General features: G+C 67.8%; 26 protein-coding genes and 1 pseudogene. 13 read left to right on the top strand and 14 right to left on the bottom strand.

From position 1 onward, the window contains the following. Positions 1 to 56: 56 nt before the first annotated feature. Genes E1261_RS08815 through E1261_RS46820 form a run of 3 tightly spaced genes read left to right on the top strand, consistent with a single transcriptional unit; the run spans position 57 to position 2,705 of the window. Entirely contained in the window at positions 57 to 1,559 is a 1,503-nt protein-coding gene (locus E1261_RS08815; RefSeq protein ID WP_132404630.1) for an FAD-dependent oxidoreductase, read from the top strand. A gap of 29 nt (positions 1,560 to 1,588) precedes the next feature. Next, on the top strand, positions 1,589 to 1,897 hold the full coding sequence (locus E1261_RS08810; RefSeq protein WP_132404628.1) for a hypothetical protein: 309 nt from the start codon (positions 1,589 to 1,591) through the stop codon (positions 1,895 to 1,897). Further along, positions 1,890 to 2,705, top strand: a complete 816-nt coding sequence (locus E1261_RS46820; RefSeq protein WP_132404626.1) for a phytoene desaturase family protein — start codon at positions 1,890 to 1,892, stop codon at positions 2,703 to 2,705. Before E1261_RS08810 ends, E1261_RS46820 begins: the two co-directional genes overlap by 8 nt. A gap of 60 nt (positions 2,706 to 2,765) precedes the next feature. Here E1261_RS46820 and E1261_RS47085 read toward each other — a convergent pair. Further along, a pseudogene (locus E1261_RS47085) lies at positions 2,766 to 3,107 on the bottom strand (CinA family protein); the annotation flags it as partial. Positions 3,108 to 3,304: 197 nt separating this feature from the next. Between E1261_RS47085 and E1261_RS08795 the strand changes: the two are divergent. Beyond that, positions 3,305 to 4,000, top strand: coding sequence for a GAF and ANTAR domain-containing protein (locus E1261_RS08795; protein ID WP_132404624.1), 696 nt, complete (start codon positions 3,305 to 3,307; stop codon positions 3,998 to 4,000). Between the two features lie 4 nt (positions 4,001 to 4,004). Here E1261_RS08795 and E1261_RS08790 read toward each other — a convergent pair whose 3' ends face one another. Then, positions 4,005 to 4,604 carry a DUF1360 domain-containing protein gene (locus tag E1261_RS08790; protein WP_202874500.1) on the bottom strand — a complete coding sequence of 200 codons (600 nt, stop codon included), beginning with the start codon at positions 4,602 to 4,604 and terminating at the stop codon, positions 4,005 to 4,007. Here E1261_RS08790 and E1261_RS08785 point away from each other — a divergent pair. Together E1261_RS08785 and E1261_RS08780 are read left to right on the top strand one after the other, a co-directional pair. Beyond that, positions 4,603 to 5,103, top strand: coding sequence for a MarR family winged helix-turn-helix transcriptional regulator (locus tag E1261_RS08785; protein WP_132404622.1), 501 nt, complete (start codon positions 4,603 to 4,605; stop codon positions 5,101 to 5,103). The two genes, E1261_RS08790 and E1261_RS08785, sit on opposite strands and share 2 nt — an antisense overlap. Continuing rightward, the gene (locus E1261_RS08780) at positions 5,100 to 6,278 is read left to right on the top strand and encodes an MFS transporter (RefSeq protein WP_132404620.1); all 1,179 of its coding nucleotides are present in this window, start codon (positions 5,100 to 5,102) and stop codon (positions 6,276 to 6,278) included. The genes E1261_RS08785 and E1261_RS08780 overlap by 4 nt, the downstream gene beginning before the upstream one ends. Here E1261_RS08780 and E1261_RS08775 read toward each other — a convergent pair. Further along, entirely contained in the window at positions 6,268 to 7,440 is a 1,173-nt protein-coding gene (locus tag E1261_RS08775; RefSeq protein WP_132404618.1) for an alcohol dehydrogenase catalytic domain-containing protein, read from the bottom strand. The genes E1261_RS08780 and E1261_RS08775 overlap by 11 nt on opposite strands. Before the next feature lie 99 nt (positions 7,441 to 7,539). Between E1261_RS08775 and E1261_RS08770 the strand changes: the two genes are divergently transcribed. The 3 genes from E1261_RS08770 (at position 7,540) to E1261_RS08760 (ending at position 9,231) form a co-directional block, all read left to right on the top strand. Further along, positions 7,540 to 7,743 carry an ANTAR domain-containing protein gene (locus E1261_RS08770; RefSeq protein ID WP_132404616.1) on the top strand — a complete coding sequence of 68 codons (204 nt, stop codon included), beginning with the start codon at positions 7,540 to 7,542 and terminating at the stop codon, positions 7,741 to 7,743. 70 nt (positions 7,744 to 7,813) lie between these two features. Then, on the top strand, positions 7,814 to 8,512 hold the full coding sequence (locus E1261_RS08765; RefSeq protein ID WP_132404614.1) for a GAF and ANTAR domain-containing protein: 699 nt from the start codon (positions 7,814 to 7,816) through the stop codon (positions 8,510 to 8,512). Continuing rightward, a complete protein-coding gene (locus tag E1261_RS08760) occupies positions 8,509 to 9,231 on the top strand; it encodes an ANTAR domain-containing protein (protein ID WP_132404612.1) in 723 nt (240 codons plus the stop codon). The genes E1261_RS08765 and E1261_RS08760 overlap by 4 nt, the downstream gene beginning before the upstream one ends. A gap of 19 nt (positions 9,232 to 9,250) precedes the next feature. Here the strand turns inward: E1261_RS08760 and E1261_RS08755 are convergent, their stop codons facing one another. Beyond that, positions 9,251 to 9,940, bottom strand: a complete 690-nt coding sequence (locus tag E1261_RS08755; protein WP_238176084.1) for a GAF and ANTAR domain-containing protein — start codon at positions 9,938 to 9,940, stop codon at positions 9,251 to 9,253. Between the two features lie 96 nt (positions 9,941 to 10,036). Between E1261_RS08755 and E1261_RS08750 the strand changes: the two genes are divergently transcribed. Further along, the gene (locus E1261_RS08750; RefSeq protein ID WP_132404610.1) at positions 10,037 to 10,390 is read left to right on the top strand and encodes a hypothetical protein; all 354 of its coding nucleotides are present in this window, start codon (positions 10,037 to 10,039) and stop codon (positions 10,388 to 10,390) included. Here E1261_RS08750 and E1261_RS08745 read toward each other — a convergent pair whose 3' ends face one another. The 4 genes from E1261_RS08745 to E1261_RS08730 form a co-directional block, all read right to left on the bottom strand. Then, complete coding sequence (locus E1261_RS08745; RefSeq protein ID WP_132404609.1) at positions 10,391 to 11,101, bottom strand: VOC family protein; 711 nt, start codon at positions 11,099 to 11,101, stop codon at positions 10,391 to 10,393. Positions 11,102 to 11,149: 48 nt separating this feature from the next. After that, positions 11,150 to 11,713, bottom strand: coding sequence for a hypothetical protein (locus E1261_RS08740; protein WP_132404607.1), 564 nt, complete (start codon positions 11,711 to 11,713; stop codon positions 11,150 to 11,152). Further along, the gene (locus tag E1261_RS08735) at positions 11,710 to 12,225 is read right to left on the bottom strand and encodes an RNA polymerase sigma factor (RefSeq protein ID WP_132404605.1); all 516 of its coding nucleotides are present in this window, start codon (positions 12,223 to 12,225) and stop codon (positions 11,710 to 11,712) included. The genes E1261_RS08740 and E1261_RS08735 overlap by 4 nt, the downstream gene beginning before the upstream one ends. 251 nt (positions 12,226 to 12,476) lie before the next feature. Continuing rightward, positions 12,477 to 12,971, bottom strand: a complete 495-nt coding sequence (locus E1261_RS08730; RefSeq protein ID WP_132404603.1) for a MarR family winged helix-turn-helix transcriptional regulator — start codon at positions 12,969 to 12,971, stop codon at positions 12,477 to 12,479. Positions 12,972 to 13,042: 71 nt separating this feature from the next. Here E1261_RS08730 and E1261_RS08725 point away from each other — a divergent pair, with 71 nt between their 5' ends. Beyond that, positions 13,043 to 13,351, top strand: a complete 309-nt coding sequence (locus E1261_RS08725) for a DUF6506 family protein (RefSeq protein ID WP_132404601.1) — start codon at positions 13,043 to 13,045, stop codon at positions 13,349 to 13,351. Between the two features lie 150 nt (positions 13,352 to 13,501). On the opposite strand, the gene E1261_RS08720 is transcribed toward E1261_RS08725, so the two are convergent. Then, complete coding sequence (locus E1261_RS08720) at positions 13,502 to 14,560, bottom strand: IS110 family RNA-guided transposase (RefSeq protein ID WP_132404599.1); 1,059 nt, start codon at positions 14,558 to 14,560, stop codon at positions 13,502 to 13,504. A gap of 1,089 nt (positions 14,561 to 15,649) precedes the next feature. On the opposite strand from E1261_RS08720, the gene E1261_RS08715 reads away from it, so the two are divergent. Further along, positions 15,650 to 16,846 carry an IS110 family RNA-guided transposase gene (locus E1261_RS08715; RefSeq protein WP_202874498.1) on the top strand — a complete coding sequence of 399 codons (1,197 nt, stop codon included), beginning with the start codon at positions 15,650 to 15,652 and terminating at the stop codon, positions 16,844 to 16,846. Between the two features lie 75 nt (positions 16,847 to 16,921). Here E1261_RS08715 and E1261_RS08710 read toward each other — a convergent pair whose 3' ends face one another. The 5 genes from E1261_RS08710 to E1261_RS08690 are packed head-to-tail and all read right to left on the bottom strand — an operon-like array spanning position 16,922 to position 21,404. Further along, positions 16,922 to 17,116, bottom strand: coding sequence for a ferredoxin (locus E1261_RS08710; RefSeq protein WP_132404597.1), 195 nt, complete (start codon positions 17,114 to 17,116; stop codon positions 16,922 to 16,924). Positions 17,117 to 17,136: 20 nt separating this feature from the next. Further along, the gene (locus tag E1261_RS08705) at positions 17,137 to 18,351 is read right to left on the bottom strand and encodes a cytochrome P450 (RefSeq protein WP_132404595.1); all 1,215 of its coding nucleotides are present in this window, start codon (positions 18,349 to 18,351) and stop codon (positions 17,137 to 17,139) included. 25 nt (positions 18,352 to 18,376) lie between these two features. Further along, positions 18,377 to 19,570, bottom strand: a complete 1,194-nt coding sequence (locus tag E1261_RS08700; protein ID WP_132404593.1) for an NAD(P)/FAD-dependent oxidoreductase — start codon at positions 19,568 to 19,570, stop codon at positions 18,377 to 18,379. Beyond that, positions 19,567 to 20,214: a TetR/AcrR family transcriptional regulator gene (locus E1261_RS08695; RefSeq protein ID WP_202874512.1), complete on the bottom strand. Its 648-nt coding sequence runs from the start codon at positions 20,212 to 20,214 to the stop codon at positions 19,567 to 19,569. Before E1261_RS08695 ends, E1261_RS08700 begins: the two co-directional genes overlap by 4 nt. Further along, a complete protein-coding gene (locus tag E1261_RS08690; RefSeq protein ID WP_132404591.1) occupies positions 20,214 to 21,404 on the bottom strand; it encodes a cytochrome P450 in 1,191 nt (396 codons plus the stop codon). The genes E1261_RS08695 and E1261_RS08690 overlap by 1 nt, the downstream gene beginning before the upstream one ends. A 121-nt stretch (positions 21,405 to 21,525) precedes the next feature. Here E1261_RS08690 and E1261_RS08685 point away from each other — a divergent pair. Next, a partial coding sequence (locus E1261_RS08685; RefSeq protein ID WP_132404589.1) for an MFS transporter occupies positions 21,526 to 22,911 on the top strand: 1,386 nt, incomplete at its 3' end.

Here is a 22,911-nt window from a genome sequence, read left to right as displayed (position 1 = left end):
CCAACCCCGGTGCCCGTCGTCGGCTCGTTGATTCCCGGGTGGGTACCGAACGAGGTATGACGAACTCCGCATCCGTCTGGCCAGCCACCGCGACCATGCCCCGGTACGACGCGATCGCCGCCGACCGCCGTACCGGCGTACTGGTGGTGGGTGGCGGAATGGTCGGTCTGACCACGGCCTTGGAACTGCAACTGGCGGGCGCGGACGTCCTGCTCGTCGAGGCCGATCGGATCGGGTCTCGGACCAGCGGACACACGACCGGGAAGGTCACCTCGCAGCACGGCGCGATCTATGCGCAACTGGCTGATCGGCATGGCCTCGAGGCGGCGCGCCAGTACGGGATGGCCAACCAGGCAGGGGTGGAACGAGTCGCGAGCCTGATCGACCAGTTCGGTATCGACTGTGAGTTCACCCGCGCTCCGGCGTTCGTCTATGCCACGGAAGGAACCGATCTGCGTCGGGAGGCTGAGGTCGCGGCCGAGCTCGGATTGCCGGCGCACTCGGCGGACTCCGCCGAACTGGGACTGCCGGTGAAGGCCACCGAGGTCGTCCGCTTCGACAACCAGGTTCACCTGCATCCGAGTCGCTACCTGGCCGGTCTGGCGGCAGCGTTCACCGCGGCCGGCGGGACGATCTTCGAGCACACCCGGGTGACCGAAATCGAGGACGGGATCGAGGCCAGTACCGAACGCGGTCCGATCATCCGCGCCGATCACGCGGTCATGGCGACGCTGCTCCCGATCGGAACCCTCGGCGGATATTTCGCGCGGACCCGCCCACAGCAGTCCCACGGCATCGCCCTCCGGCTGCCGGTCCCGGCACCGGCCGGTATGACGATCTCGGCCGACGGGCCGACCCGATCGACCAGGCCCTGGCCCGGCGGCGGCCCGAACGGACTGATCATCGTCGGCAGCGGTCACGAAGTCGGCGACCAGACCGACACCGACGCCGCCTACCGCAGTCTCAGTGACTGGGCCGGTTCACTGTGGAACGAACGCCTCGAACCGGACTACCGATGGTCGGCGCACGACTACAGCACTCCGGATCAACTCCCGTACGTCGGCAAGGCGCCCGGCTCTCCGGTCCTCGTTGCCACCGGCATGCACAAATGGGGACTCAGCAACGGAACCGTTGCCGCTGGCATCCTTCGAGATCTGATCCTTCAACGGGACAACGAGTTCCACCTCCTGTACGACGCCGGCCGGATCGGTGACGCGCACTCGGTGGCCACCCTGGTGAAGGACAATCTCAAGGTCGGCAAGGAGTTCGCGGCCGGTCACCTGCGTCGGCTGGCCGGCGGCGGCCTCGACCACGTCGAGGTCGGTCAAGGCGGTCTGTACGACCTGGACGGCACAACCGTCGGCGCGTACTGCGATCGCGACGGCCGACTGCACACCGTCGTACCGGTCTGCACGCATCTCGGCTGCCCGCTGCGCTGGAACCAAGGCGACGCCACCTGGGACTGCAACTGCCACGGCTCACGCTTCAACCCCGACGGCACCGTCCTGGACGGACCGACCACCACACCACTCGCCACTCCGGACACCGCTGAGCGTTAGTACGCCTGCAACGAGGGAACAGGGGATCCATGCGACGCCTGTACATAGTTTTGCTGGCCGGCCTCTTCATCGTGGCCGCTGTCGGCGCTCGCCCGATCGCGGGGTGGATCGGCTCCGACGGCCAGGCCGCCTCAGTGGTCCAGGCGCAGGCGTCCCCCACGCCGACACTGGGCGCAACACCGCAGACCGGGCCCAACCCACCCGGTGCCGGTGACGGCGACCCTCAGGACTTCGATCAGGCGCCGCTGGTCGTGATCGGCCTGATCGTCCTGATCGTGCTCGTCGGTGGCATGGTCCTGCTCTCGGGGTGGCGACGCAGGCGGGGATCCCGTGAGTGATGCCGTTGTCGTCGGAGCCGGGCCGAATGGATTGGTTGCCGCGAATCTGCTGGTTGATGCTGGTTGGGATGTTGTCCTGCTCGAGGCGAACGACGCGATCGGCGGCGCGGTCCGGAGCTCGAGGGATGTCGATCCAGCCTTTGTGCACGACACGTTCAGCTCGTTCTATCCTCTGGCCGCGGTGTCGCCGACCATCAGGGACCTGAAGCTTGCCGACTACGGACTGGAATGGTCGAACGCGCCGTCCCCGGTCGGCAACCCGTTGTCCACTGGCGGCTGGGCCCTTGTGCACCCAGAGCCGACCGACACGGCCAAAGCACTCGACGCACTGCACCCTGGCGACGGTCAAGCCTGGCTCGATCTGTACGCCGACTGGGAACGTGTCGGGCCCGCCGTGATCGAGGCCCTGCTCAGCCCGTTTCCACCGGTTCGCGCGGGTCTCGGCGTACTGCGGGAGCTCTTGGGAGCAAGGGGATTGAAACGCCTGCAGGTGTTGCTCGGGCCGGTCCAGTGGGTCGGCAACCGCCGGTTCGCGGGCGAGGCCGCAAAGATGCTGATGGCAACGAACTCGCAGCACGCGGATATCGCTCCGACCGCACCAGGATCGGGCTTGATGGGCTGGCTGCTGGTGATGATCGCCCAGCAGTACGGCTACCCCGTGCCTCGTGGCGGTGCCGGGGAGTTGTCCCGGGCCTTGGCCGATCGGTTCGCGGCCCGGGGCGGCACGACCGTCTGCCAGGCACGGGTCGCGCGGATCGTCATCCGCGACGGCAATGCCGCCCGCGCCGCCCTTTTCCACGCCGACTAGCGCCGTGTGGAGCAGCTGCAAGGCGGTGCGGGTCGCGGCGTCGACGACCTGGGACGGATCCCCGTCAAACCGGTGTTTGACCACATCGACGCGCCCGCCTGAACTGACCGCGAGGTAAACAGTCCCCGGCGGGTGGCCCTCGTCCGGTTCGGGCCCGCCGACCCCGGTGGCCGCGACCGCGATCTCGGCACCCAGCAGGCGTGCGACCCCGGAGGCCATCTGCGCAGCGCACCTAGCAGTCACAACCGGGCCGGGTTCGACGCCCAGCACGGTGAACTTGACCTCCGCGGCGTACGCGACGACTCCACCCGCGAACCAGGTACTCGCGTCCGACGCTGCGCCCAGCCGGCCCCGCGATCCTGCCGCTGGTGAGCGACTCCGCCACCGCGATCTGGAGGCCACGAGCCTTCGCCAAGGCAGCGACCTGCTCCGCCGGATCCTGACTCTCACTAGGTCGCATACCTCTTGGTACCCGGCCGCATTCCTTCGCGCCGGGCCCGCGTTGCTGGAACGTCCGGGCGCCGTGAGAGAAGATGAGGAACATGGATCACGACAGCCGGCCCACGGCCTCCGGATTCACCAGTCCGGAGGAGCCTGCCATGCCCAACTTCGACCTCGCCGCGGGTGACGCGGCTGAGAGGTTCGCAGAACTCGCCGTCGAGCTCCATTCCACGGAAGGGGTCGAGGAGACCGTCCAGGCGGTCGTCGACTTCGCGCTGCAGGCGCTGGACTGTTCACACGCGGGAGTGGCGCTGTCACTGGCTGGTGGCCGGCTGGAGATCCCCGCCGTCACCGACCCGGTCGTGTCCGAGATCTACCAACTGCAGATGAACGGCGGCAAAGGCCCGCTGGCGGAGTCGATGCGGGAACGCTCGACCGTGCTCGTCGCCGATACCGCAACCGACGGGCGCTGGCCTGAGTGGGCGGGCAAAGTCCTCGAGCTGGGCGTCCGCAGCGTCCTCGACGTGCCACTGACCACCACCGTCGGCACCCTCGGGGTGCTCGGCCTGTACAGCGCGAACGCGGACGCCTTCGGGCCGGACGACCTGGCGGTCGCCCACATCCTGGCCCGCCATGCCTCGGTCGCGGTGGCCACCACCCGCAACGAGCAGCAGCTGGCCCAGGCGGTCGACGCCCGCAAGCTGGTCGGCCAGGCGATGGGCATCCTGATGGAACGCTACGACCTCGACGGCGACCGCGCGTTCGAGGTCCTCCGCCGCTACTCCCAGGACACCAACCGCAAACTCCGCGACGTAGCCCAAGAACTCATCAACACCCGCAAACTCCCGCGCTGATCCTTTATGTGTCGCTCTCGGCGGCTTGTTGCAGGCGGGCGTAGATCAGCTGCAGGCAGTCCGCTCCGGCAACGGCGGTCAGCGCGGAGGCGACCATGCGCGTGAATCCCGGCACGAACAGAAAGCCGATGGAGAAGCCCGTCGCGATCCATACCGACACGCAGAACGGGCAGGTCAGCAGCTCGCCGACGGCGTGCCGTAGCTGACCGCGTTCCCTGACCTCCTCCATCACCTCAGCCGGGCCGCCCGGCTCGCGATAGCGCGTGAACGGCACCCGCAACGGACTCGTGACGGCATCCTTGGTCACCAGCCGCGACAGCTTGTGTGTCCCCGCGGTCATCAACATCAGCTCGTACGGCGACATCCGGCGCCCCGTGGTCCCGCGCAGCGCGGCGACTCCGCCGGCCAGCCCGACGAGCCCGGCGAACACCGCCATCACCACCGCATACCCACCCAGCGGCCGGACCGCACCCTGCCGGTATTGGTCCGCCTCCGACTCCACCGCATCGAACACCTTGTCCATGTCGCGGCCGGTACCCGTCTCCGACTCCGGCAAGCACGAGGGGTTGCGCCAACACATGCCCCAGTCATATGAATGAGTCATGTCCGAAACGAACCTCTGGGCCGCCTGGACGCTTCGGAGCCACGACGCACTCAGTACGGCGGCCGCTGCGGTCGTGCCCGCCGGACTGGGCCAGCGGGACCTGGCCGCGCTGACGCTGATCGCGAGTCATGACGGGTGCTCGGCCGACTGGCTGTGGAACCGGATCGGGCTCACCCAGTCGGGAACCGTGCGGCTGATCGACCGTCTGGAGAAGCTCGCGTACGTCGTTCGGACCCGGCACGGGCGCACACTCGCACTCAGCCTGACGCCGTCCGGGCAGCAGTTGCTCGACGACTGGCAGCAGGCCCGGGACGAGGCCGGGCGATCCGTCCTCGACGTACTGACCCCTGACGAGCAGCAGCGATTGGACGAGCTGCTGACCGTCGCACTTCGCCGTACCGAACGGGCTCGGGCAGCAGCCGACTCGACCTGCCGGCTCTGTGACTGGCGTACCTGTTCTCCATGCCCAGTTGACGAATCGGTGAGCGAGTCGCCATGAACCGGCGATCCCCGATCGCCCGGCTGGCAACGCTGTGGACGCTGGCGTCGACCGCGGACAACATCGTGTTGTTCATGCTGCTCTGGATCGCCGGCCCGCAGGGCTGGACCGGTGCGCAGACTGCTCTGCTCGTGGTCGCGATCCGCCTGCCGACTGTGGCCGGCGGGCTGCTCGGCGGCCGGGCTGTGGACCGGTTCGGCCCGCGGTCGATGATCCTGCTCGACGCGGGTGTTCGCGCGGTTCTGCTGACAGCACTGACGATCGTCGGGTGGAGTCAGCACCTCTCCGTCTGGGTCGTGCTCGCCTTGTGTGCAACGGCCGGTGTGACGGCGCCGCTGTCCTACTCGGCCGCGCGCACCCTGGTCCCACGGCTGGTTGACGACGAAGACCTCCCCCGCGCCAACGCCTGGCTCGGGGTCGGCGATCAGGTGCCGATGGTGCTGGGCGCCGCGCTGAGCGGACCGGCGCTGGGATTCCTCGGTCCGGGACGGGCGTTCCTCGTCCCACTCGGGCTGATGCTGTGCGTCGGCGTACTGGCGGTTCGGTTGCCCGTCGGTGTCGCACATTCCCAGCGGGAGACCGAGGTGCGGCGGAAATGGGCGTCGGCACCGATCGTCAGTCTGGTCGCATTGTCGGTCGCCTACCACGCGACGTACGGGCCGTTCGAAAGCGTGCTGCCACATTTCGCGCGCGGGCAGCTCGGCACTGGCGTCGGTGGCTACACCGTGCTCTGGGTTCTGTTCGGCCTTGCAGCACTGGCGACCGTGCCGCTCGCCGCACGGCTCGGCAGACACCGCCCAGGTCTGGTCAACGCGTTGGGAGCTGTGCTGTGGGGGCTGGTCACGCTGCCGATCGTTGCCGTCCACAACCTTCCGGCCGCGGCGCTGATCTTCGTCATCTCCGGCGCGGTCTGGGGACCGTACTCGGCGATCGAGACCACTGCCCTGCAACGATGGGCCGACCCAGCGACGCACGGAGCCATGTTCGGTACCCAGCGCGCCCTCCTGTCGATCGCCTCACCCATCGGCGCAGCCTGCGGAGCGCTGGCCCTCGACCACTACTCTCCCGCCGGCATCCTCGCCATCTCCGCCCTGAGCTGCACAGCCGCCGGCGCCGTGGCCTCGCTGGTGATCGGCCGCGACACATACAGGCCTGAACGGATATCTACGGGGTGAGGAGGACCTTGACGGCGCCGTCGCGCTTTTTCTGGAACATGTCGTAGGCGTTGGGGCCTTCGGACAGTGGGAGGTGATGGGTGGCGAAGGTGTCGACCTTCAGGGGGTCGTCGTCGGTGAGGAGCGGGAGGATGTCGTCGGCCCAGCGGCGGACGTTGGCCTGGCCCATCCGGAGCTGGATCTGCTTGTCGAAGATCGTCAGCATCGGCAGCGGGTCGGCCATCCCGCCGTACACGCCGATCAGTGAGATGGTTCCACCTCGCCGTACGACATCGACCGCCAGCAGCAGCGCGGCCAGGCGATCCACACCGGCCTTCTGCATCAACGCACCTTGGACCGCATCGGGCAGCAACCCGGCCGCCTGCTGAGCGAACTTGGCTCCCTTCGAACCATGCGCTTCCATGCCGACGGCATCGATCACCGAGTCGGGTCCACGGCCGTCGGTCAGGTCGCGGATCGCGTCCGCGACGTCATCGCCGTACTCGAGGATCTCGACGCCGTGGCGCCGCGCCCGCTCCAGCCGGTCCGCGACCAGATCGACGCCGATCACCCGGAAGCCCTGGTGCAGTGCGACCCGGCAGGACATGTCACCGATCGGGCCGAGCCCCAGTACGACGACGGTCCCGCCTGCTGGGATCCCGGCGTACTGGACCGCCTGCCAAGCCGTCGGCAGCACGTCCGACAGGTACACGAACCGATCGTCCGGCGGACCGTGCGGCACCCTGATCGGCCCGTACTGCGCTTGTGGCACGCGCAGGTACTCCGCCTGACCGCCGGGGATCTGACCGTAGAGCTTCGTGTAGCCGAACAGCGCCGCGCCCATCCCCAGGTCGCGCACCTGCGTGGTCTCGCACTGCGTCTGCAGATCGTGCTCGCACATGAAGCATGACCCGCACGCGATCTGGAACGGTACGACGACGCGATCGCCGGCGCTGAGGTTCGTGACCGCGGAACCGGTCTCCTCGACGATCCCGATCGACTCGTGCCCAAGCACGTCACCGGCGTCCAGGAACGGGCTCATCACCTCGTACAGATGCAGGTCCGAACCGCAGATCCCGGCGGACGTCACCTTGATGACGGCATCGGTCGGTTCCTCGATCCGCGGATCCGGCACCTCGCCGTACTCGATCTTCCGTTTGCCTTGCCAGGTCAGGGCCTTCACTCGTCCGCTCCCGTCGTCGATAGCGTGCCGGTTCCCCTTGGGTGACTGGCTATTCCTGCCCGGACGGGTAGCCTGGAGCGTGGAGGGGTGGTGGTCCGGATGGGCACCAACCATGACGACCTGCTCGACCCAGTCGAGAGCGCCGCCCGGTATTCGATCGGCATGGCCCAGGGGGTGATCGCCGAGCGGTACGGCGTCTCGATCGCCTCGGCCGACGCCGTACTCGCGCTCAGGGCGCGGGCGGCCGGAATTCCACTCGTCGAAGCGGCACGCTGGCTGTTGACCGCGGGCACTCTGCCTTGACGGATGCCCGCCGCCGATCGGGGTACTGTGAGGTGACCCCGGGTAGGGGCTGACCGGGAAGGTGCGGGCGGTGACCGAGCGATCGGCGATCTTGGCGAAGCTGGCTCGGCTGGCTGCGGTCGGGGCAGATCACAAGCATCTGGCGGATCGACTCTGCGAGGCCGCGCGAGTGATGCTCGCCGTCGACGGTGTGTGGATCACGATCCAGGGTGAGCCGACTCATCAGCTCCCCTTGAGTGCCACAGACCCCACGGCATCGGCGCTGGAAGATCTTGAGGATGTCGTCGGGCAGGGACCCGGGCGGACTGCCTTCGAGGACGACGCCCCGGTGACCGCGGTCGTGCAGCAGGAGACCGACCCCAGGTGGCCGGAGTTCAGCCGGGCGGCCTGGCAGCGGTTCGGGCCGCTGACCATGCATGTCTTTCCGATGCGGCCTGATCACGAGCCCTTCGGCGTACTGGCCTGCTATCTGACTTCCGGTACGACGTGGTCGGAGTCGGCGGAGACCGCCCAGTTCCTCGCGGACACGATCGGCGCCGCACTCCTGCAGGAACCCGTCCCCGAGCCCGACCGGGGACTGACCAACGGCATGTGGTCAGCGCGCGCCGAGATCCACCAGGCCACCGGCATGGTCATCGCCCAGCTCCGGATCTCCGCCGACGACGCGCTCGCCCTGCTGCGGGCCCATGCCTACGCCCACGACACCACGCTCGGAGCCATCGCTCACCAGATCATCACCCGCCAACTCGACTTCCGAGGAGAATCATGACCGGCCACGACACCGCACCCTCTGCGCTGCCCGAGCGCGCGGTGCGTGAACTCGCGGCCGCCACCGCAGCACTCGTCACCGAACACGACGTCGTCGGCACCATCACGAACCTGCTCGCCGGTTGCGCCGACTCCGTCCAGGCCAGCGCGGCGGGCCTCATCATGGCCGAGGACGGGCTCGAGTTCCTGGCCGCGACCGACCACCGCGCGCAGCACCTCGAGCTGTACCAGGTTCAGATCGAAGACGGACCAGCCAAGGACTGCGTGACGACCGGTCAGCCGCTGACCGTCATCGGTCTCGACGCCATCGCCGCCCGCTGGCCGAAACTGCGAGAGCCCTTCCGTACGGCGGGTTTCAGCGGAGTGCACGCGGCCCCGGTGAACTGGCAGCACACGACGCTCGGCGCGCTCAACCTGTTCTTCGACGAGGCCGGCCCGGTCGCGGACGTCGTACTGGTCGCGCAGGCCTTTGCCGACATCACCGCGTTGGTCATCGTGCACGGCGGATCCCTGTCCGCGGCCGACCTCGCCGCCCGCACCAAGGCCGCCCTGGCGGAACGAACCGTCATCGAGCAGGCCAAGGGCGTCATCGCCTACACCGAGAACGTCTCGGTGGATGCCGCCTTCGACCGGCTGATCGAGCTGGCCAGGCAACAGCAACGGCCACTGACACTCGTCGCCACCGACGTCGTCGGCCACGCCTCCCGGGGCGGCAGCTGAACCGCCGTACCGGTGTTGTCTAGGGCGTCTTGCCGAGCGTGTCGTCGATGATGCCGTCGGCAACATCGCGGAGCTTGATGTTGCCGGACTGCGAGACCCGCACCAGGAACGCGAACGCGTGATCCGCGTCCAGCTGGTAGCGCTCCATCAGGATGCCGACCGCCTGACCGATGTGTTGCCGCGTCACTAATGCGTGGCCCAGTTCCTCGTCGTGCTGTGCCCAGCCCAGAGCGATCGCGACCAGCCGCGAGAACATGCAGCCGAGCTGCCGGGTCTCGGCAGTGATCCCGTTGACGCGACTCGAGTACAGATTCAGCGCGCCACGCGCGTTCGGCGCCGCGTGGAACTGGAACGACAGCTGAGACCCCAACCCGAACTCCGTAACCGCCTGCCGCCCGTACTCCGGCCAGCGGGTATCCGCGCTCAGGTCATCGACCTGTACGACGGGCAGCCCGCGCACCACCGCGTAACAGGGCCCCTCGTGCAGCTTGTACTGCAGCTCGTCGGCCTCGTTCGCCCGGCGATCGGTCGGGGCCAGCGTGCTGATCCCGCCACCGGTCGCGGTGATCGAGATGCTGGCGTAGTCGACACACGGGATCGCCTCGACCGCGCTGTGCGTGATCCGGGCCAGCGTCGCGTCGAGATCCATCGGCAACGCCAGCGAGGCCGCAACCTCGTCGATCGCCGCCACCAGTACCCGCGGATCCACGGCGTACCCCCTTTTATCCCCCAGCCGACCCCACCAGCCTACTCGTCAGCAGCACGAATCGTGGTTTGTGCGGGGTTCTGGTGGTAACCGGGAGGCATGACTGTGAAGCTCAACAAGGCTGCCTTCGATCATGCCAAGGAGCTGGTCGCGAAGGGGCAGACGGCGAAGGACGAGCGGGACGACTGGAGTGAGCACGCCCCCACGGCCGACGAGGAGAACGCGTACCTCGACAAGCACGGGTGGGACGAGTACGGGTTGTGGTACCTCGGCCTCGACACCGAACTGGACGAAGAGACCAAGGGCCACTACAAGTTCCCGTACGGCGACTTCCGCCGTCTGCACCGGTGCGGGGTGATCAGCGCCGAGTCACGCGCCGCCCAGAACGACTACGACCACATCACCAAGGCCGTCGCCGAACTCCACGAACTCCTCGACGGCGACCACTCCTGATCACCCCTCTTGCAACTCCTCCACGCCGGCCAGCACGTCCGCCAGACCAGCGCGTTGCTCTTGTGTCAACGGCACTTCGCGGATCTGTGCGACGTACTCCCGTGCCCCGACCGCGTCGTCGATCCGTACCGCCAACTCGGCGCGGTAGGCGAGCACGCTGACCAGGTCCTGCACCGTCGCCGTGTCCCGGTACCGCCCGAGCGCCGCGTCGAGGATCCGGATCGCCTGTTCTTCGGAGCCGCGCGAATCACCCATCACCACCGCGCTCTTGAGCGACTTCCCCAGCCTGCTCTGCACGGCATCAGCCGGTTCCTCGGTCGGCTTGGCCGCGTAGAACCTGATCCAGTTCCCGCCCGGATCGATCACCGAGAACCCGGAAACATTCTCGACGTTCTTCCGCTTCCGCGGCCGCGTCATCCGCGGGACCCCGGCGACCAGGACCTTCCCGTACGCCGCCCGCATCCCGTCCGCGAACGCGCGGTAGATCTCCCCCGTGTCCGCCACGATCACGACGCAGGTCCCGTACGAGTTCGCCGGGTCGAAGCCCGGCATCCCGAAGAAGCCCAGCTGCAGGTCCTCCCGCTGCAGCATGACGTACGGGTTCGGCCGCTGCTGGTAGTAGGTCTGCTCGAACCCCAGCACCTTGTAGAACGCCACCACCTCGTCGATCGACTCACACGGCAGACACGGCACCGACACCTCACCAGCCATCCAAACGCCTCCTCACCTGAACCGTCCACTGTACCGTACGGCGTACGACTAGCTTGTGTAGGCCTGTTCGTAGAGGTGGCGGAGGTCGGGGGTGGCGGGGCCGCTGAGGCCGCAGATGGTGACTTGGTTGTTGGCGGCGGAGACCAGGTAGGTCTCGCCGACCTGGAAGTCGACGGCGAGGAGAGTGGCGACGTCTTCGGGCATGGCTTGGACCTCGACGTTGCCGGCGGGGCCGCCGCGGTACCAGTGGGCTACCTGTAGGGAGATGAGGTCGCCGGTGACCGCGGTGACCTTGCCTTCGAAGGCGATGGGGAGTCGCTGGAGATCGGCGACCTCGGGGGCGCGGCATTTGCCCTCGGCTCCGCTGCCGACGGTCAGTTTGACGGCGGGTGTGGCAGCGGGGGGCTGGTCGTTGGCGGTGGTGATGCCCCAGATGAGGCCGCCGGTGGCGATCAGGAGGCCGGCGGCGACGGCGGGGAACAGACGGCGGCGGCGTTGGGTGGTTGTGGTCATGGGAATCTCCAGCAGGCGGTCTAGGTCTGGTTGGGGAGCATCCCGTCGTGACGCCGGGTCGGCGGCCTTCAACCGGGCCAGCAGTTCGTCGTCGCTCACAGTTCACTCCCTCTCTTGACCTGTTCCTGTCCGGCCGTCGCGCCGTTCTTTCGGTCGAGCTGGACGGCCAGCTTTTTCTTTGCCCTGTGCAACCGAATGCTCACCGCGTTCGGCGTCAGGCCGATGACCTCGGCGATGGCCCGGGGCGCGAGTCCTTCCCACGCCCAGAGCATGACCACCTCGCGATCGAGCTCGCCGAGCGTGCGCAACGCGTCGTACAGCTCGATGTGCTCGGCAGGCTCGGCCACCGGCTCCGTCCGGGACAACCGATCGACCAGCCGAAGTCTGCGTCGCTCGGCACGTCGGGCATTGGCGAGGCAGCCGCGGGCCACGCCGTAGCACCACGGCAGTACGTCGTCCAGGTGCGGAACGTCGTCGATCCGCCGCCAGAGCACGAGCATCGTCTCGGCCAGTACGTCGTCAACCGCGGCCGGGTCAGTTCGCCGTACCAGGTAACGATGCAACGGCACGCCGACCGCCCGCACCAACGCCTCGAACCGAGGCTCACGCATGGAAGTCACACCCCCACCTGTCCGGCCCCTCGCCCATTCTTTCAGTGCACTGCTGGCGACCCCAGTAGGCCGCATGCATCCGCAGTCCCCAATCTCGGCGGCCGATCACCCGACCGACAGGACGTATAGCCCGCGATCGCCCGTCCCCCGCTCACCTCAGGCGGGCGAGAGCGCATACGTACCCAGGTACGTCCTGTCCTTCGGGTGATGCGGACCGCCACCACTCACCAACCTCGGCGGCGTCGGCTCGGCTACTCGGGTTCGAACGGGAGGAGGAGGTGGCGGAGGGTTGTGGCGGTGGTTTGGCGTTGGGTGGGCGTTAGGGGGTTGAGGAAGGCTTCGTCGGCGGCCAGGACCTTGGTGAGGGCTCGCTTGGCCAGGGCTCGGCCTCGGGGGGTGAGGTTGACGCGGACCGCGCGGCCGTCGGCGGGGTCGGGGACGCGGCGGATGAGGCCGGCCTGTTCGAGGCGGTGGAGGCGTGTGGTCATGGCGCCGGTGGTGATGAGCGCCGACTCGGCCAGGTCGGTCGGGTTCGTACCGGTGGGGTCGGCGCGGCGGCGGAGCGTGTTCAGGACGTCGAAGTCGGGGAAGGTCAGGCCGAGTGGTTGGAGGGCCTCGGTCAGGGACTGCTGGAGGTGGTGGGCACACAGCAGGAGGCGGCCGGCGACCTCGAGCGGGCTGACGTCGAGGTCGGGTTGCGTGCCGGCCCACGCGTCGATCATCCGGTCCACGGAATCTTTCTGCACCCTCCGCAGTTTAGCTTGGCATCAAGTCAAATTAGCTTGGCATCAAGCTATCTAGCATCGGGAGAGTTCACATGGCGTTCAGCAACTGGGCCTTCATCTACCTGGGACTCGGCACGGAGGACCCGGTCCGCGACCGCGCGGTGATCAGTGTCGGCGGTCTGACCACCACGATCGTGCCGGTACCGGACCGGGCCGCGGCCACCGAGGTCGCCGTACAACTGGTGGCCGACGGCGCCCAGCTCATCGAGCTCTGCGGCGGCCTCGGCCCGTCCGTGGTGGCCGAGGTCCTCGCCGCCACCGACGGCAAGGTCCCGGTCGGCGGCACCAACTACGGCGTCGAGTCGATCCACGGCCTCGCCGCCCTCTTCCCGACCTCCTGACGATTGGTCAGCGCCGGTACGACGTTGAGCACGGGTCAGTCACCTGCTCGCCCAGAACGTGGTTGATGGGCGCTCAAAGTGAGCCGGCCGCGCGACCTTGGGCACGGCTCGACCGTTCCGGCGGGCATCACGTGGACGCTCCTATAGATGTCAAGTGGTCTGTGGTTTGGTGAGGACGTAGTAGATCTCGCGTGCGACGATCCGTTTGAGGCAGCGGATGGCGTCTTTTTTGGATAGGCCGTCGGCGGTGCGTCGTTCGAGGTAGGCGCGGGTGCGTGGGTCCCAGCGCAGGCGGCAGATGACGATGCGGTGGATGGCGGCGTTGGCTTGGCGGTCGCCGCCGGGGTTGAGGCGGTAGCGGCGTGTTTGGCCTGAGGATGCGGGGATGGGGGCGACGCCGCAGAGCATGGCGAAGGCGGCTTCGGAGCGGAGGCGGTCGGTGTTTTGGCCGGCTGTGACGAGGAGTTGGCCGGCGCTGTCCGGGCCGACGCTGTGGAGTTTGAGCAGGTCGGGGTTGGCGGCGTGGGTGAGTGGGGTGATGAGGGCGTCGAGGTCGGTGATCTCGTCGCTGAGGTGTCGGTAGCGGCGCGCGAGGCTGCGGAGTGCGATCTTGGCGGCTTGGGCGGGGTCGGCTGCTTGGGTGGTGTCGGGGCGCAGCGCGGTGCAGGTTTTGATGAGTTGCGCGATGGTGAGGCGTCGGAGCTGGTCGCGGAGCTGGTCGGGTGCGGTGATGATGAGTGATTTCATTCTGCGGACGCAGTCGGCGCGGTGGGTGATCGCGCTGCGGCGGGCGACTCGCAGGTTGCGTAGTGCTTCGATGTGGCCGGTGCGGATTTTTGGTGTTCCGGTGCGATTCCCGGACAGTGCGGACCGGGCTGCTGCTTCGGCGTCGAGGGGGTCGGATTTTCCGGCGGATCGGCGGGTTTTGCGGTCGGGTCGGTCGACCTCGATCACCTTTATGCCTTGGCTGGTGAGGTATCTGGTCAGGCCGTGGCCGTAGGCGCCGGTTCCTTCCACGCCGACTTTCAGCAGTGTCCCGAAGCTGTTCAGCCAGGCCAGCAGGTCGCGGTATCCCGGTGTTGTCGCGGGGAACATCCGATGACCCAGGAGCCGGCCGACGCTGTCGATCACGGCGGCGGTGTGGGTGTCTCGGTGGGTGTCGACACCGCCGGTGACCGTGGACTGGAGCTGGGTGTTTTCGCGTGTCATCGTTGTTGTTGCCGTCCTCTTGCTAGGGCTAGGGCGGCACGCACCAGCCGAGGCAAGCGGACAGAACAGTGATGGGTGCCTGCTGGCACAGGCTCCTATGAAGTCACGAATCCTCTGGTCCGGTGAGTGCAGTGGCTCCGCAGCAAGCCGACCGACAGATCCAGACGAAGACCCGAAGTCAGTTGAAGGGTGAGTCAGGACGGCCGCTGCGGAGCCACACCCACATCATCACTGTTGACGGGTGCCCAAGGTGAGCCGCCGGCCCGACCTTGAGCACGGCTCGACCACCCACCCGCTCGGAACGTGGTCGACGGGCGCCCAAGGTGAACCGCCCGCCCGACCTTGAGCACGGCTCAGCCATCCATCTGCTCGGAACGTGGTCGACGGGCGCCCAAGGTGAGTCGGTACGACGTTGAGCACAGCTCGACCATCCACCCACTCGGAACCTGGTCGACGGGCGCCCAAGGCGAACCGGTACGACGTTGAGCACGACTCGACCATCCACCCACTCAGAACCTGGTCGACGGGCGCCCAAGGTGAGCCGCCCGCCCGACCTTGAGCACGGTTCGACCATCCGGGCGGGTGGTCGGGTGGTTGGTGGGTGCACAAGGTGGCTCTGGACGACGGTCTCGGGTGCCGGGGCGGCCGGGGTGCGTTAGCTCAGCCACAGCCCGTCAGCCCCAGGCAAGATGAAGCCGGGGTCGCTGGGCCATGGCTGGGAAGTTGAGGTTCCGTCGCATCACCAGTGACCCGCTGCTGAAGGTGGGGTGGATGTTGGCCCTGCCCGGCCCATGTCCCTCCCCAAACCGGTTTGGGGAGGGCTGGCACCGGCCGCGAGGGGATCTGGGGAGGATCCACCCCGTTACCTTCTTCGTGCACCGTGAACAAGCGGTGTCTGGTCGCCGGGCCTGGTATGACTTACTGCCCCTGTCGTGTGCATGATCCGGGGGGTGTTGTCGCCAGGTCTGGTGGCGTTGGTTGACCGCTGATAGGGACAGGGCCACCGATGGGTAGGTCTCTTCGTAACGTGGGTGCCGGCATCCTTCGCCTGATCTGGTGGCCAGGTCGATTCCGTTTTGAGGAGGCAGTGTGGGCCGTCGCGAGTACGCCGTGTTCCTGGGTCTGGATGTGGGCAAGGAGGAGCACCATGCCTGCGGCTTGGACCCGGACGGCCAGCGGGTCCACGACAAGGTGCTGCCGCAGTCGGAGGCGAAGATCCGCGCGGTGTTCGAGGCGCTGTCGGTCCGCGGTTCCGTGCTGGTGGTCGTCGACCAGCCGGCCTCGATCGGAGCGCTGGCGGTCACGGTGGCCCGCGAGCTGGGTATCGACGTGGCCTACCTGCCCGGGCTGGCGATGCGCCGGATCGCGGACCTGCACCCGGGCAACGCCAAGACCGACGCGCGTGATGCCTACATCATCGCCGAAGCCGCCCGGTCGATGCCGCATACGCTGCGCCGGGTCGGCACCGACGACGATGCCTTGGCCGACCTGCAGGTCATCGTCGGCTACGACGACGACCTGGCCGGCGAGGTCACCCGGGTCAGCAACCGCATCCGCGGCCTGCTGACCCAGATACACCCAGCGCTGGAACGGGCGCTAGGCCCGAAGGTCCAGCACCCCGCCGTGCTCGAACTGCTGACCCGCTTCGGCGGCCCTCAAGGACTCGCCACCGCGACGCGACGGCAGCTGGTCGCCGCCACCAAGCCCCGGGCTCCCCGCTCATACGCCAAGCTTGTCGACGCGATCGAGCAGGCGCTGACCGAACAGACCGTCACCGTGCCCGGCACCCGCGCTGCCGAGCTCGTCCTGCCCCAGCTCGCCACCACCCTCGCCGGGCTGCTGACCCAGCGAGCTGATGCCGCCCGGCAGATCGAGGAGATGCTCGATGCGCACCCTCTTTCCAAGGTCCTGACCTCGGTGCCGGGGATCGGCGTCAGGACCGGAGCACGGATTCTCCTCGAGGTCGGCGACGGCACCGCGTTCCCCACCTCCGGACACCTCGCCGCCTACGCCGGACTCGCGCCCGTGACCCGCCGCTCCGGCACCTCGATCCGTGGCGAGCACCCCAGCCGGGGCGGGAACAAACAGCTCAAGCGAGCCTTCTTCCTCGCCGCGTTCGCAGCACTGTCCGACCCCACCTCACGGGCCTACTACGACCGCAAACGAGCCGCCGGCAAGAAACACAACGCCGCACTCATCTGCCTCGCACGACGCCGCATCGACGTCCTCCACGCCATGCTCCGCACCCGCACCCTCTACCAACACCCAACCCCAACAGCCGCTTGACGAAACCCATAGGGACACCCCCCCACACCTCTACGTGTCGCTACCGACACGTGAGCGGGCCGGCCGGCGGGCGGGTCAGTCCTCGACGACGATTGCCAGCGCCGGGCAGACGGCGGCGGCCTGGTGGACGTCGACGGCGAGTTCGTCGGGCGGGGTGTCGGTGAGGAGGACGACGATGCCGTCCTCGTCCCGCTGGTCGAAGACGTCCATGGCCGCGGTCACGCACTGACCCGAGGCGACACACTTGTCCTGATCGACGATGACCTTCATGGTTCTGCTTCTTTCTCGAGTTACCAGGTGACAGGGAGGGAGTAGACGCCGTACACGGCGCCGTCGTGCTTGAACGGGACCTCGTCCAGCTCGATCGCCCGGCGCAGCGTCGGGATCCGCCGGTAGAGGGTGCCGTAGACGACCTGCAGTTCGAGCCGGGCAAGTGGTTGCCCAAGGCACTGATGAACGCCGAACCCGAACGCGACATGCCGGCGCGCGTCCCGGGTCAGGTCCAGCGTGTCCGGCTCCGGGAACATCTCCGGGTCCCGGTTGGCGATGTCGTTGGGGAAGATCACCCCTTCGCCGGCCTTCAGGATCTGCCCGTCGAACTCGATGTCCTCGAGAATCGCCCGGCGACGGCCGTTGTGGGTGATGTTCAGGTACCGCAGCAGCTCCTCGACCGCACTGGCGATCAGCTTCGGGTCGTCGGTGTCGCGCAGCTTGGCGAGTTGGTCGGGGTGCTCGAGGAGCGCAAGGGTGCCGAGGGCAATCATGTTCGCGGTCGTCTCGTGACCGGCGATCAGCAGCAGGACACCGATCCCGGCCGCGTCCTTGCGGCTCAGCTCACCGGCCCGGACCCGCTCGGCGAGCCCGGACAGCAGGTCGTCCTTCGGGTTCTCCAGCTTGTCGCCCATCAGCTCGTGCAGGTAGCCGCCGATGTTGCCGCGGGCCTTGTTCCGCGCCTCGATCGTCTCGGTCGTGCGCAGCAGGATGCTGCTGTTGACCTGGAAGAAGTCGTGGTCCTCGTACGGAACGCCGAGCAACTGGCAGATCACCAGCGACGGGATCGGCAGTGCGAACGCCTGCACCAGATCGACCGGCTTCGGCCCGGCCAGCAGGTCGTCGATCAGGTCGTCGACGATCTTCTGCACCTGCGGGCGCATCGCCTCGACGCGCTTGATCATGAACGGCGCAGTCACCATCCGGCGCAGCCGCGCGTGCTCGGGGTCGTCCATCAGGATGAACCCGATCCCGGGACCGTCGTCATCCTTCGGCAGCTGCACCGGCTGCTGGTTCGGATAGCCCGGCTTCGTGACATCCGAGCTGAGCCGCGGGTCCGACATCAGCCGGCGCTGCTCGTCGTACCGGGTGACCAGCCAGACGGACTGGCCGAAGACATCCACCTTCACCAGCGGCGCCTCGTCCTGCAGCTCCCGCAACTTCGGTGGCGGATCGAACGGGCATCCGGCCGCGCGGGCCATCGGATACTCCGGAGCTTGCTGTGTTGCGGTCATCGCATTCCCTTCCCCAGAAGAGGGTTTACGTCTGTACCAGGTGTGCGCGGTGCAGGCGGGTTTGTTTGGGCATGTTCCAGCCGAGTACGGCGACAGTGCGGCCGTCGCGGCGGTAATGGGTGACGAACCGGCGTTCGTCGATCGCCCCTTCGGCGACTGTGACGTCGGCGTCGGCGCTCGGTAGGCCGTGCACCTGGATCTTGGTGGCGAACTGGTCGGTCCAGAAGTACGGGATCGGTGCGTAGGAACGGTTCTCGCCGAGGATGTTCGCGGCGACACAGGCGGCCTGCTCGGTGGCGTTGGTCCGATTCTCCAAGCGCAGCAAGGCATCCAGCCCGTCATGCCGCCACCGCGCAACATCACCGGCGGCGTAAATCCCGTCGGCCGCCCGGCACTGCGAGTCGCACACCACGCCGTTGTCGAGCGTGAGCCCGCTATCCACCAGCCACTCCGTAGCCGGCGTCGCCCCGAGCGCCACGACCACAACATCAGCCGGCAGATGGTCACCACTAGCCAGCTGTACGCCGGTCACCCGGCCACCGGCCGAGGTCAACCCACTGACCGCCGTACCCAACCTCAGCTCCACCCCCTCGGCCGCATGCAGCTCCCCCAGCAACCCAGCCACTACCGCCCCGAACAAGCTCTCCAAAGGAGCCCCCTGCGGCCCGGCCAGAGTCACCGAGCAACCGAGTTTGCGAGCAGTAGCAGCCACCTCAGCCCCGAGTACGCCGTCTCCAACCACCACCAACCGCGGCTGCGTCCTGGAGGAGTCGTCGCCAAGGTCCCCCGCCCCGGATGCGCCTGCCAGGTCGCGGCGCAGAGCGTCCGCATCGCCTAGCGTGCGTAGGACGTGCACCCCAGCGAGACCCTCTTGCCCCGGCAGCATGCGGGCGCGAAGACCGGTGGCTATGACGATTGAATCGGCTGACAGTTCGCGGCCGGACTCGGTGCTCACCAGGCGGCGTTCTACGTCCAGGGCGGTTGCCGGGTCGCCCAGCACGAAGTTGGCGTCGAGCTTGGCGAGCATCTCCTCCGGCCGCAGCCGGGTGCGCACCTCGTCCCAGTCACCACAGAGGTACTGCTTGGACAGCGGCGGGCGGTCGTACGGCAGGTGGGTCTCGGCGCCGAGCACAGTGATCGGCTCCTGATATCCCTGCCTACGAAGGGCTTCCAGCGTCGACAACCCAGCCGCGGACGCCCCGGCGATCAACACGCTCATTTCGTTACCGGCGCATTCCAGACCCCGACGATCCCATCGATCAGCCCGGTCGCCATGTCGTGCCAGGTCGCCCGGTTGGTCGGCTCACCGATCGCGAGCGCACGCTCGTACTCGGCGCACATCTGCAGGATCAGCAGACGGGTCATAGCGCCGCGCTCCATCCGGACCTCCAACGGAAGATCGGCGAGGATCACGTCGAGCCGTTCGACGATCCACTGCATCGACTGCGAGGTCAGCAGGTCGTCGACCAGCGGACTCCGCAACACCGGGTCGTTCATCAACTGCGCGTTGAACCGGGCCAGCCAGCTCGGGACGCCGAGCGTCGCGAGGTAGTCGGTGCTCGGCCGCACCAGGCAGCCGACCCAGACCCGCAGGTCCTGGCTGTCCCCCGCCTCGGCGATCAGCTCGGCCCGGCGCCGCTCGACATGCACCGAGTGCTTCTGCAGGATCGCCCTGACCAGATCGGCTTTCGTCCCGAAGTGATACCCGACCGCGGTGTTGTTGCCCTGCCCAGCGGCCTCGCTGATCTGCCGGTTGGAAACCTCATGCAGACCGCGCTCGGCGAACATCCGCTCAGCGGTAGCCAAAATCAGCTCCCGCGTCGCGTTGACCCGCTGGGTCCGCACCGTCTTGGCCATCATCATCACCACACCACCGGCACCTTCTGCAGCCCGCCGACGAGCAGACCCTTGACCGGCGGCAACTCCCCCACCGGTACGCCGAGAGCCAGCGTCGGCAGTCGCCGCAGGAGGACCTCCAGCACGACCTGCAACTCGGTCCGCGCCAACGACTGGCCGACACACGAGTGCGGTCCGACGCCGAAGGAGATATGCAGGTTCGGACTGCGAGACAGATCCAAGTCAGCCGCATCCGGGAACACCGACTCATCGCGGTTCGCCGAACCCAGGCTGCAGATCGCCGTCGTACCGGCGGGCAGTGTTCCACCCGGCAGTTCCACGTCTTCATCGACGTACCGGGTCAGGCCGAAGCCGGCGTTCGCGTCGTACCGCAACGTCTCCTCGACCGCGGTGCGAACCAGCGTCGGATCGGCCAGCAACTGCTCCCAGTGTGTGCGATCGGCGAGCAGCATCGCCATCATCTTGCCGATCATGTTCGTGGTTGTCTCGTGCCCGGCGATCAGCAGACCCTTGCCAGTGGCAACGAGTGCGTCGTCGCTCAGATACTCGCCGGCGGCGTCGGCGCGGGTGATCAGATCGCCGAGCAGGTCCTCGCCAGGGGCGACCCGCTTGGCGGCGACATGGCCGGCCATGTACGTCGTGAACTCCGCCTGCGCGGTGTCGACCTCGTCCTGGGTGTAGCGACTGACGCTCAGGAACGTGTCGGACCAGTGTGAGAAGCGATCGCGGTCCTCGTTGGGCACGCCGAGCAGGTCGCAGATCACCCAGACCGGGAGCGGGAAGCCGAAGCTCGCGCGCAGATCGGCAGGTTGCCCCTGAGCGACCATCTCGTCGACGAGCTGCTCGGCCATCGCCTCGATCCGCGGCCGCAGCTCCGCCATCCGCTTGGCGGTGAACCACTTGGTCAGCATCCGCCGCCAGCGCTGATGCCCTTCACCGAGCCGAGGGATCGGCGACTCCTGCTGGTCCAGCATCGAGATCCGCGCCGCGTCCTTCTCGCTGGAGTTCCGCGCGAACCGCGGATCGGCGATCAGTTGGCGGACATCGTCGTACCGGGTCAGTAGGGCTGCCTGGTCACCACTCGGCAGCCGGACATGGGCCACCGGGCATTGCTGCCGCAGCTCCTCCCACTCCGCCGGCGGTTCGATCGCCGCAATGGGTGCCAATGGATAGTCAATCGCGTCACGCTCGGTCACGAGACATCACCTCCGTGTGGGTCTGACTCCCACTTTGCCTCGGCAGCTTGTTTAAGTCAACTGCCTGACTTAATCTATGGTTGCAGAAACCAACTATTTCTTCGGCTCTCGGAGGCGTTCGATGTCCGCAGTCCCCACTACTGCGCCGGGGCGCACTGGTGCAGTGGTTCCAGTGCTCGCGTCGGCCGGCATCACGGTCGCGCTGATGCAGACCTTGGTGATCCCGGTGATCCCCGAACTGCCGCGGCTCCTGAACGCCTCGGCCGGCGCGACCGCCTGGGCCATCACCGCCACCCTGCTCGCGGCCGCGGTCGCCACCCCGATCATGGGCCGGCTCGGCGACATGTACGGCAAGCGCCGGATGCTGCTGATCAGCATCGGCCTGCTGATCGCCGGTTCGATCGTCGCCGCACTCAGCAGCTCACTCATCCCGCTGGTCGTCGGCCGCGCCCTGCAGGGCTTCGCGGCCGGCGTGATCCCGCTCGGGATCAGCATCATGCGCGACGAACTGCCGTCCGACCGCCTCGGTACGGCGACCGCGCAGATGAGCGCGTCACTCGGGGTCGGCGGGGCACTCGGGCTGCCCGCCGCGGCCTTGCTGGCCGAGAACCTCAGCTGGCACGCATTGTTCTGGGTGTCGGCCGGACTCGGCATCGTCATCTTCGGGCTGGTACTGCGGTTCGTCCCCGAATCCACCGTCCGCTCGGGCGGCCGCTTCGACGTACTGGGTGGTGTCGGTCTTTCGGTCGGACTGATTTCGTTGCTGCTGGCAATCTCTCAGGGTGCCGACTGGGGTTGGACGAGCGCTCCGACACTGGGGCTGTTCGCGCTGGCAGTCGCCACGATCGTCATGTGGGGCTGGTGGGAACGCCGTACCAGCGAGCCGTTGGTCGACCTGCGGACGACCGCGCGACCACAGGTACTGCTGACGAACCTGGCGTCGATGGTGTTCGGGTTCGCGATGTTCGCGATGTCGCTGGTGGTCCCGCAGCTGCTGCAGATGCCGAAGGCAACCGGTTTCGGACTCGGCCAGTCGATGCTCGCCTCCGGTCTCGTGATGGGCCCGTCCGGCCTGATCATGCTGATCACCGCACCGCTGTCCGCCAAGCTCTCCGCCGCCCGCGGACCGAAGATCACCCTGATGCTCGGCGCGATCGTCGTTGCCACCGGCTACGGCGTCGGCAGCGTCTTCATGGGCTCGGTTTGGGAGATCGTCCTGGTCTCGCTCCTGATCGGCGCCGGCATCGGCCTCGCCTACGGCGCCATGCCCGCCCTGATCATGTCCGCCGTCCCCGTCTCCGAGACCGCCGCCGCGAACAGCTTCAACACCCTGATGCGCTCCATCGGCACCTCGGTCTCCAGCGCAGTAGCCGGCGTCATCCTCGCCCAACTCACCATCAACCTCGGCACCTACACCCTCCCGTCGGAGAACGGCTTCCGAGTAGTCCTCATCACCGGCGCCGCCGCAGCCCTGGTAGCCCTGGCCATAGCCGCCTGCATCCCCACC

Source organism: Kribbella albertanoniae (assembly GCF_004348455.1).
Lineage (GTDB): Bacteria > Actinomycetota > Actinomycetes > Propionibacteriales > Kribbellaceae > Kribbella > Kribbella albertanoniae.
This window is presented reverse-complemented; position numbering and strand designations above follow the sequence as displayed.

What these genes read in the sequence shown, in the direction of transcription:
- E1261_RS08815 (WP_132404630.1), top strand. Translation starts at nt 57, where the DNA reads ATGACGAACTCCGCATCCGTCTGGCCAGCCACCGCGACCATGCCCCGG.
- E1261_RS08810 (WP_132404628.1), top strand. Translation starts at nt 1,589, where the DNA reads ATGCGACGCCTGTACATAGTTTTGCTGGCCGGCCTCTTCATCGTGGCC.
- E1261_RS08795 (WP_132404624.1), top strand. Translation starts at nt 3,305, where the DNA reads ATGCCCAACTTCGACCTCGCCGCGGGTGACGCGGCTGAGAGGTTCGCA.
- E1261_RS08785 (WP_132404622.1), top strand. Translation starts at nt 4,603, where the DNA reads ATGTCCGAAACGAACCTCTGGGCCGCCTGGACGCTTCGGAGCCACGAC.
- E1261_RS08790 (WP_202874500.1), bottom strand. Translation starts at nt 4,604, where the DNA reads ATGACTCATTCATATGACTGGGGCATGTGTTGGCGCAACCCCTCGTGC.
- E1261_RS08780 (WP_132404620.1), top strand. Translation starts at nt 5,100, where the DNA reads ATGAACCGGCGATCCCCGATCGCCCGGCTGGCAACGCTGTGGACGCTG.
- E1261_RS08770 (WP_132404616.1), top strand. Translation starts at nt 7,540, where the DNA reads ATGGGCACCAACCATGACGACCTGCTCGACCCAGTCGAGAGCGCCGCC.
- E1261_RS08760 (WP_132404612.1), top strand. Translation starts at nt 8,509, where the DNA reads ATGACCGGCCACGACACCGCACCCTCTGCGCTGCCCGAGCGCGCGGTG.
- E1261_RS08750 (WP_132404610.1), top strand. Translation starts at nt 10,037, where the DNA reads ATGACTGTGAAGCTCAACAAGGCTGCCTTCGATCATGCCAAGGAGCTG.
- E1261_RS08745 (WP_132404609.1), bottom strand. Translation starts at nt 11,101, where the DNA reads ATGGCTGGTGAGGTGTCGGTGCCGTGTCTGCCGTGTGAGTCGATCGAC.
- E1261_RS08735 (WP_132404605.1), bottom strand. Translation starts at nt 12,225, where the DNA reads ATGCGTGAGCCTCGGTTCGAGGCGTTGGTGCGGGCGGTCGGCGTGCCG.
- E1261_RS08725 (WP_132404601.1), top strand. Translation starts at nt 13,043, where the DNA reads ATGGCGTTCAGCAACTGGGCCTTCATCTACCTGGGACTCGGCACGGAG.
- E1261_RS08720 (WP_132404599.1), bottom strand. Translation starts at nt 14,560, where the DNA reads ATGACACGCGAAAACACCCAGCTCCAGTCCACGGTCACCGGCGGTGTC.
- E1261_RS08710 (WP_132404597.1), bottom strand. Translation starts at nt 17,116, where the DNA reads ATGAAGGTCATCGTCGATCAGGACAAGTGTGTCGCCTCGGGTCAGTGC.
- E1261_RS08705 (WP_132404595.1), bottom strand. Translation starts at nt 18,351, where the DNA reads ATGACCGCAACACAGCAAGCTCCGGAGTATCCGATGGCCCGCGCGGCC.
- E1261_RS08700 (WP_132404593.1), bottom strand. Translation starts at nt 19,570, where the DNA reads ATGAGCGTGTTGATCGCCGGGGCGTCCGCGGCTGGGTTGTCGACGCTG.
- E1261_RS08695 (WP_202874512.1), bottom strand. Translation starts at nt 20,214, where the DNA reads ATGATGATGGCCAAGACGGTGCGGACCCAGCGGGTCAACGCGACGCGG.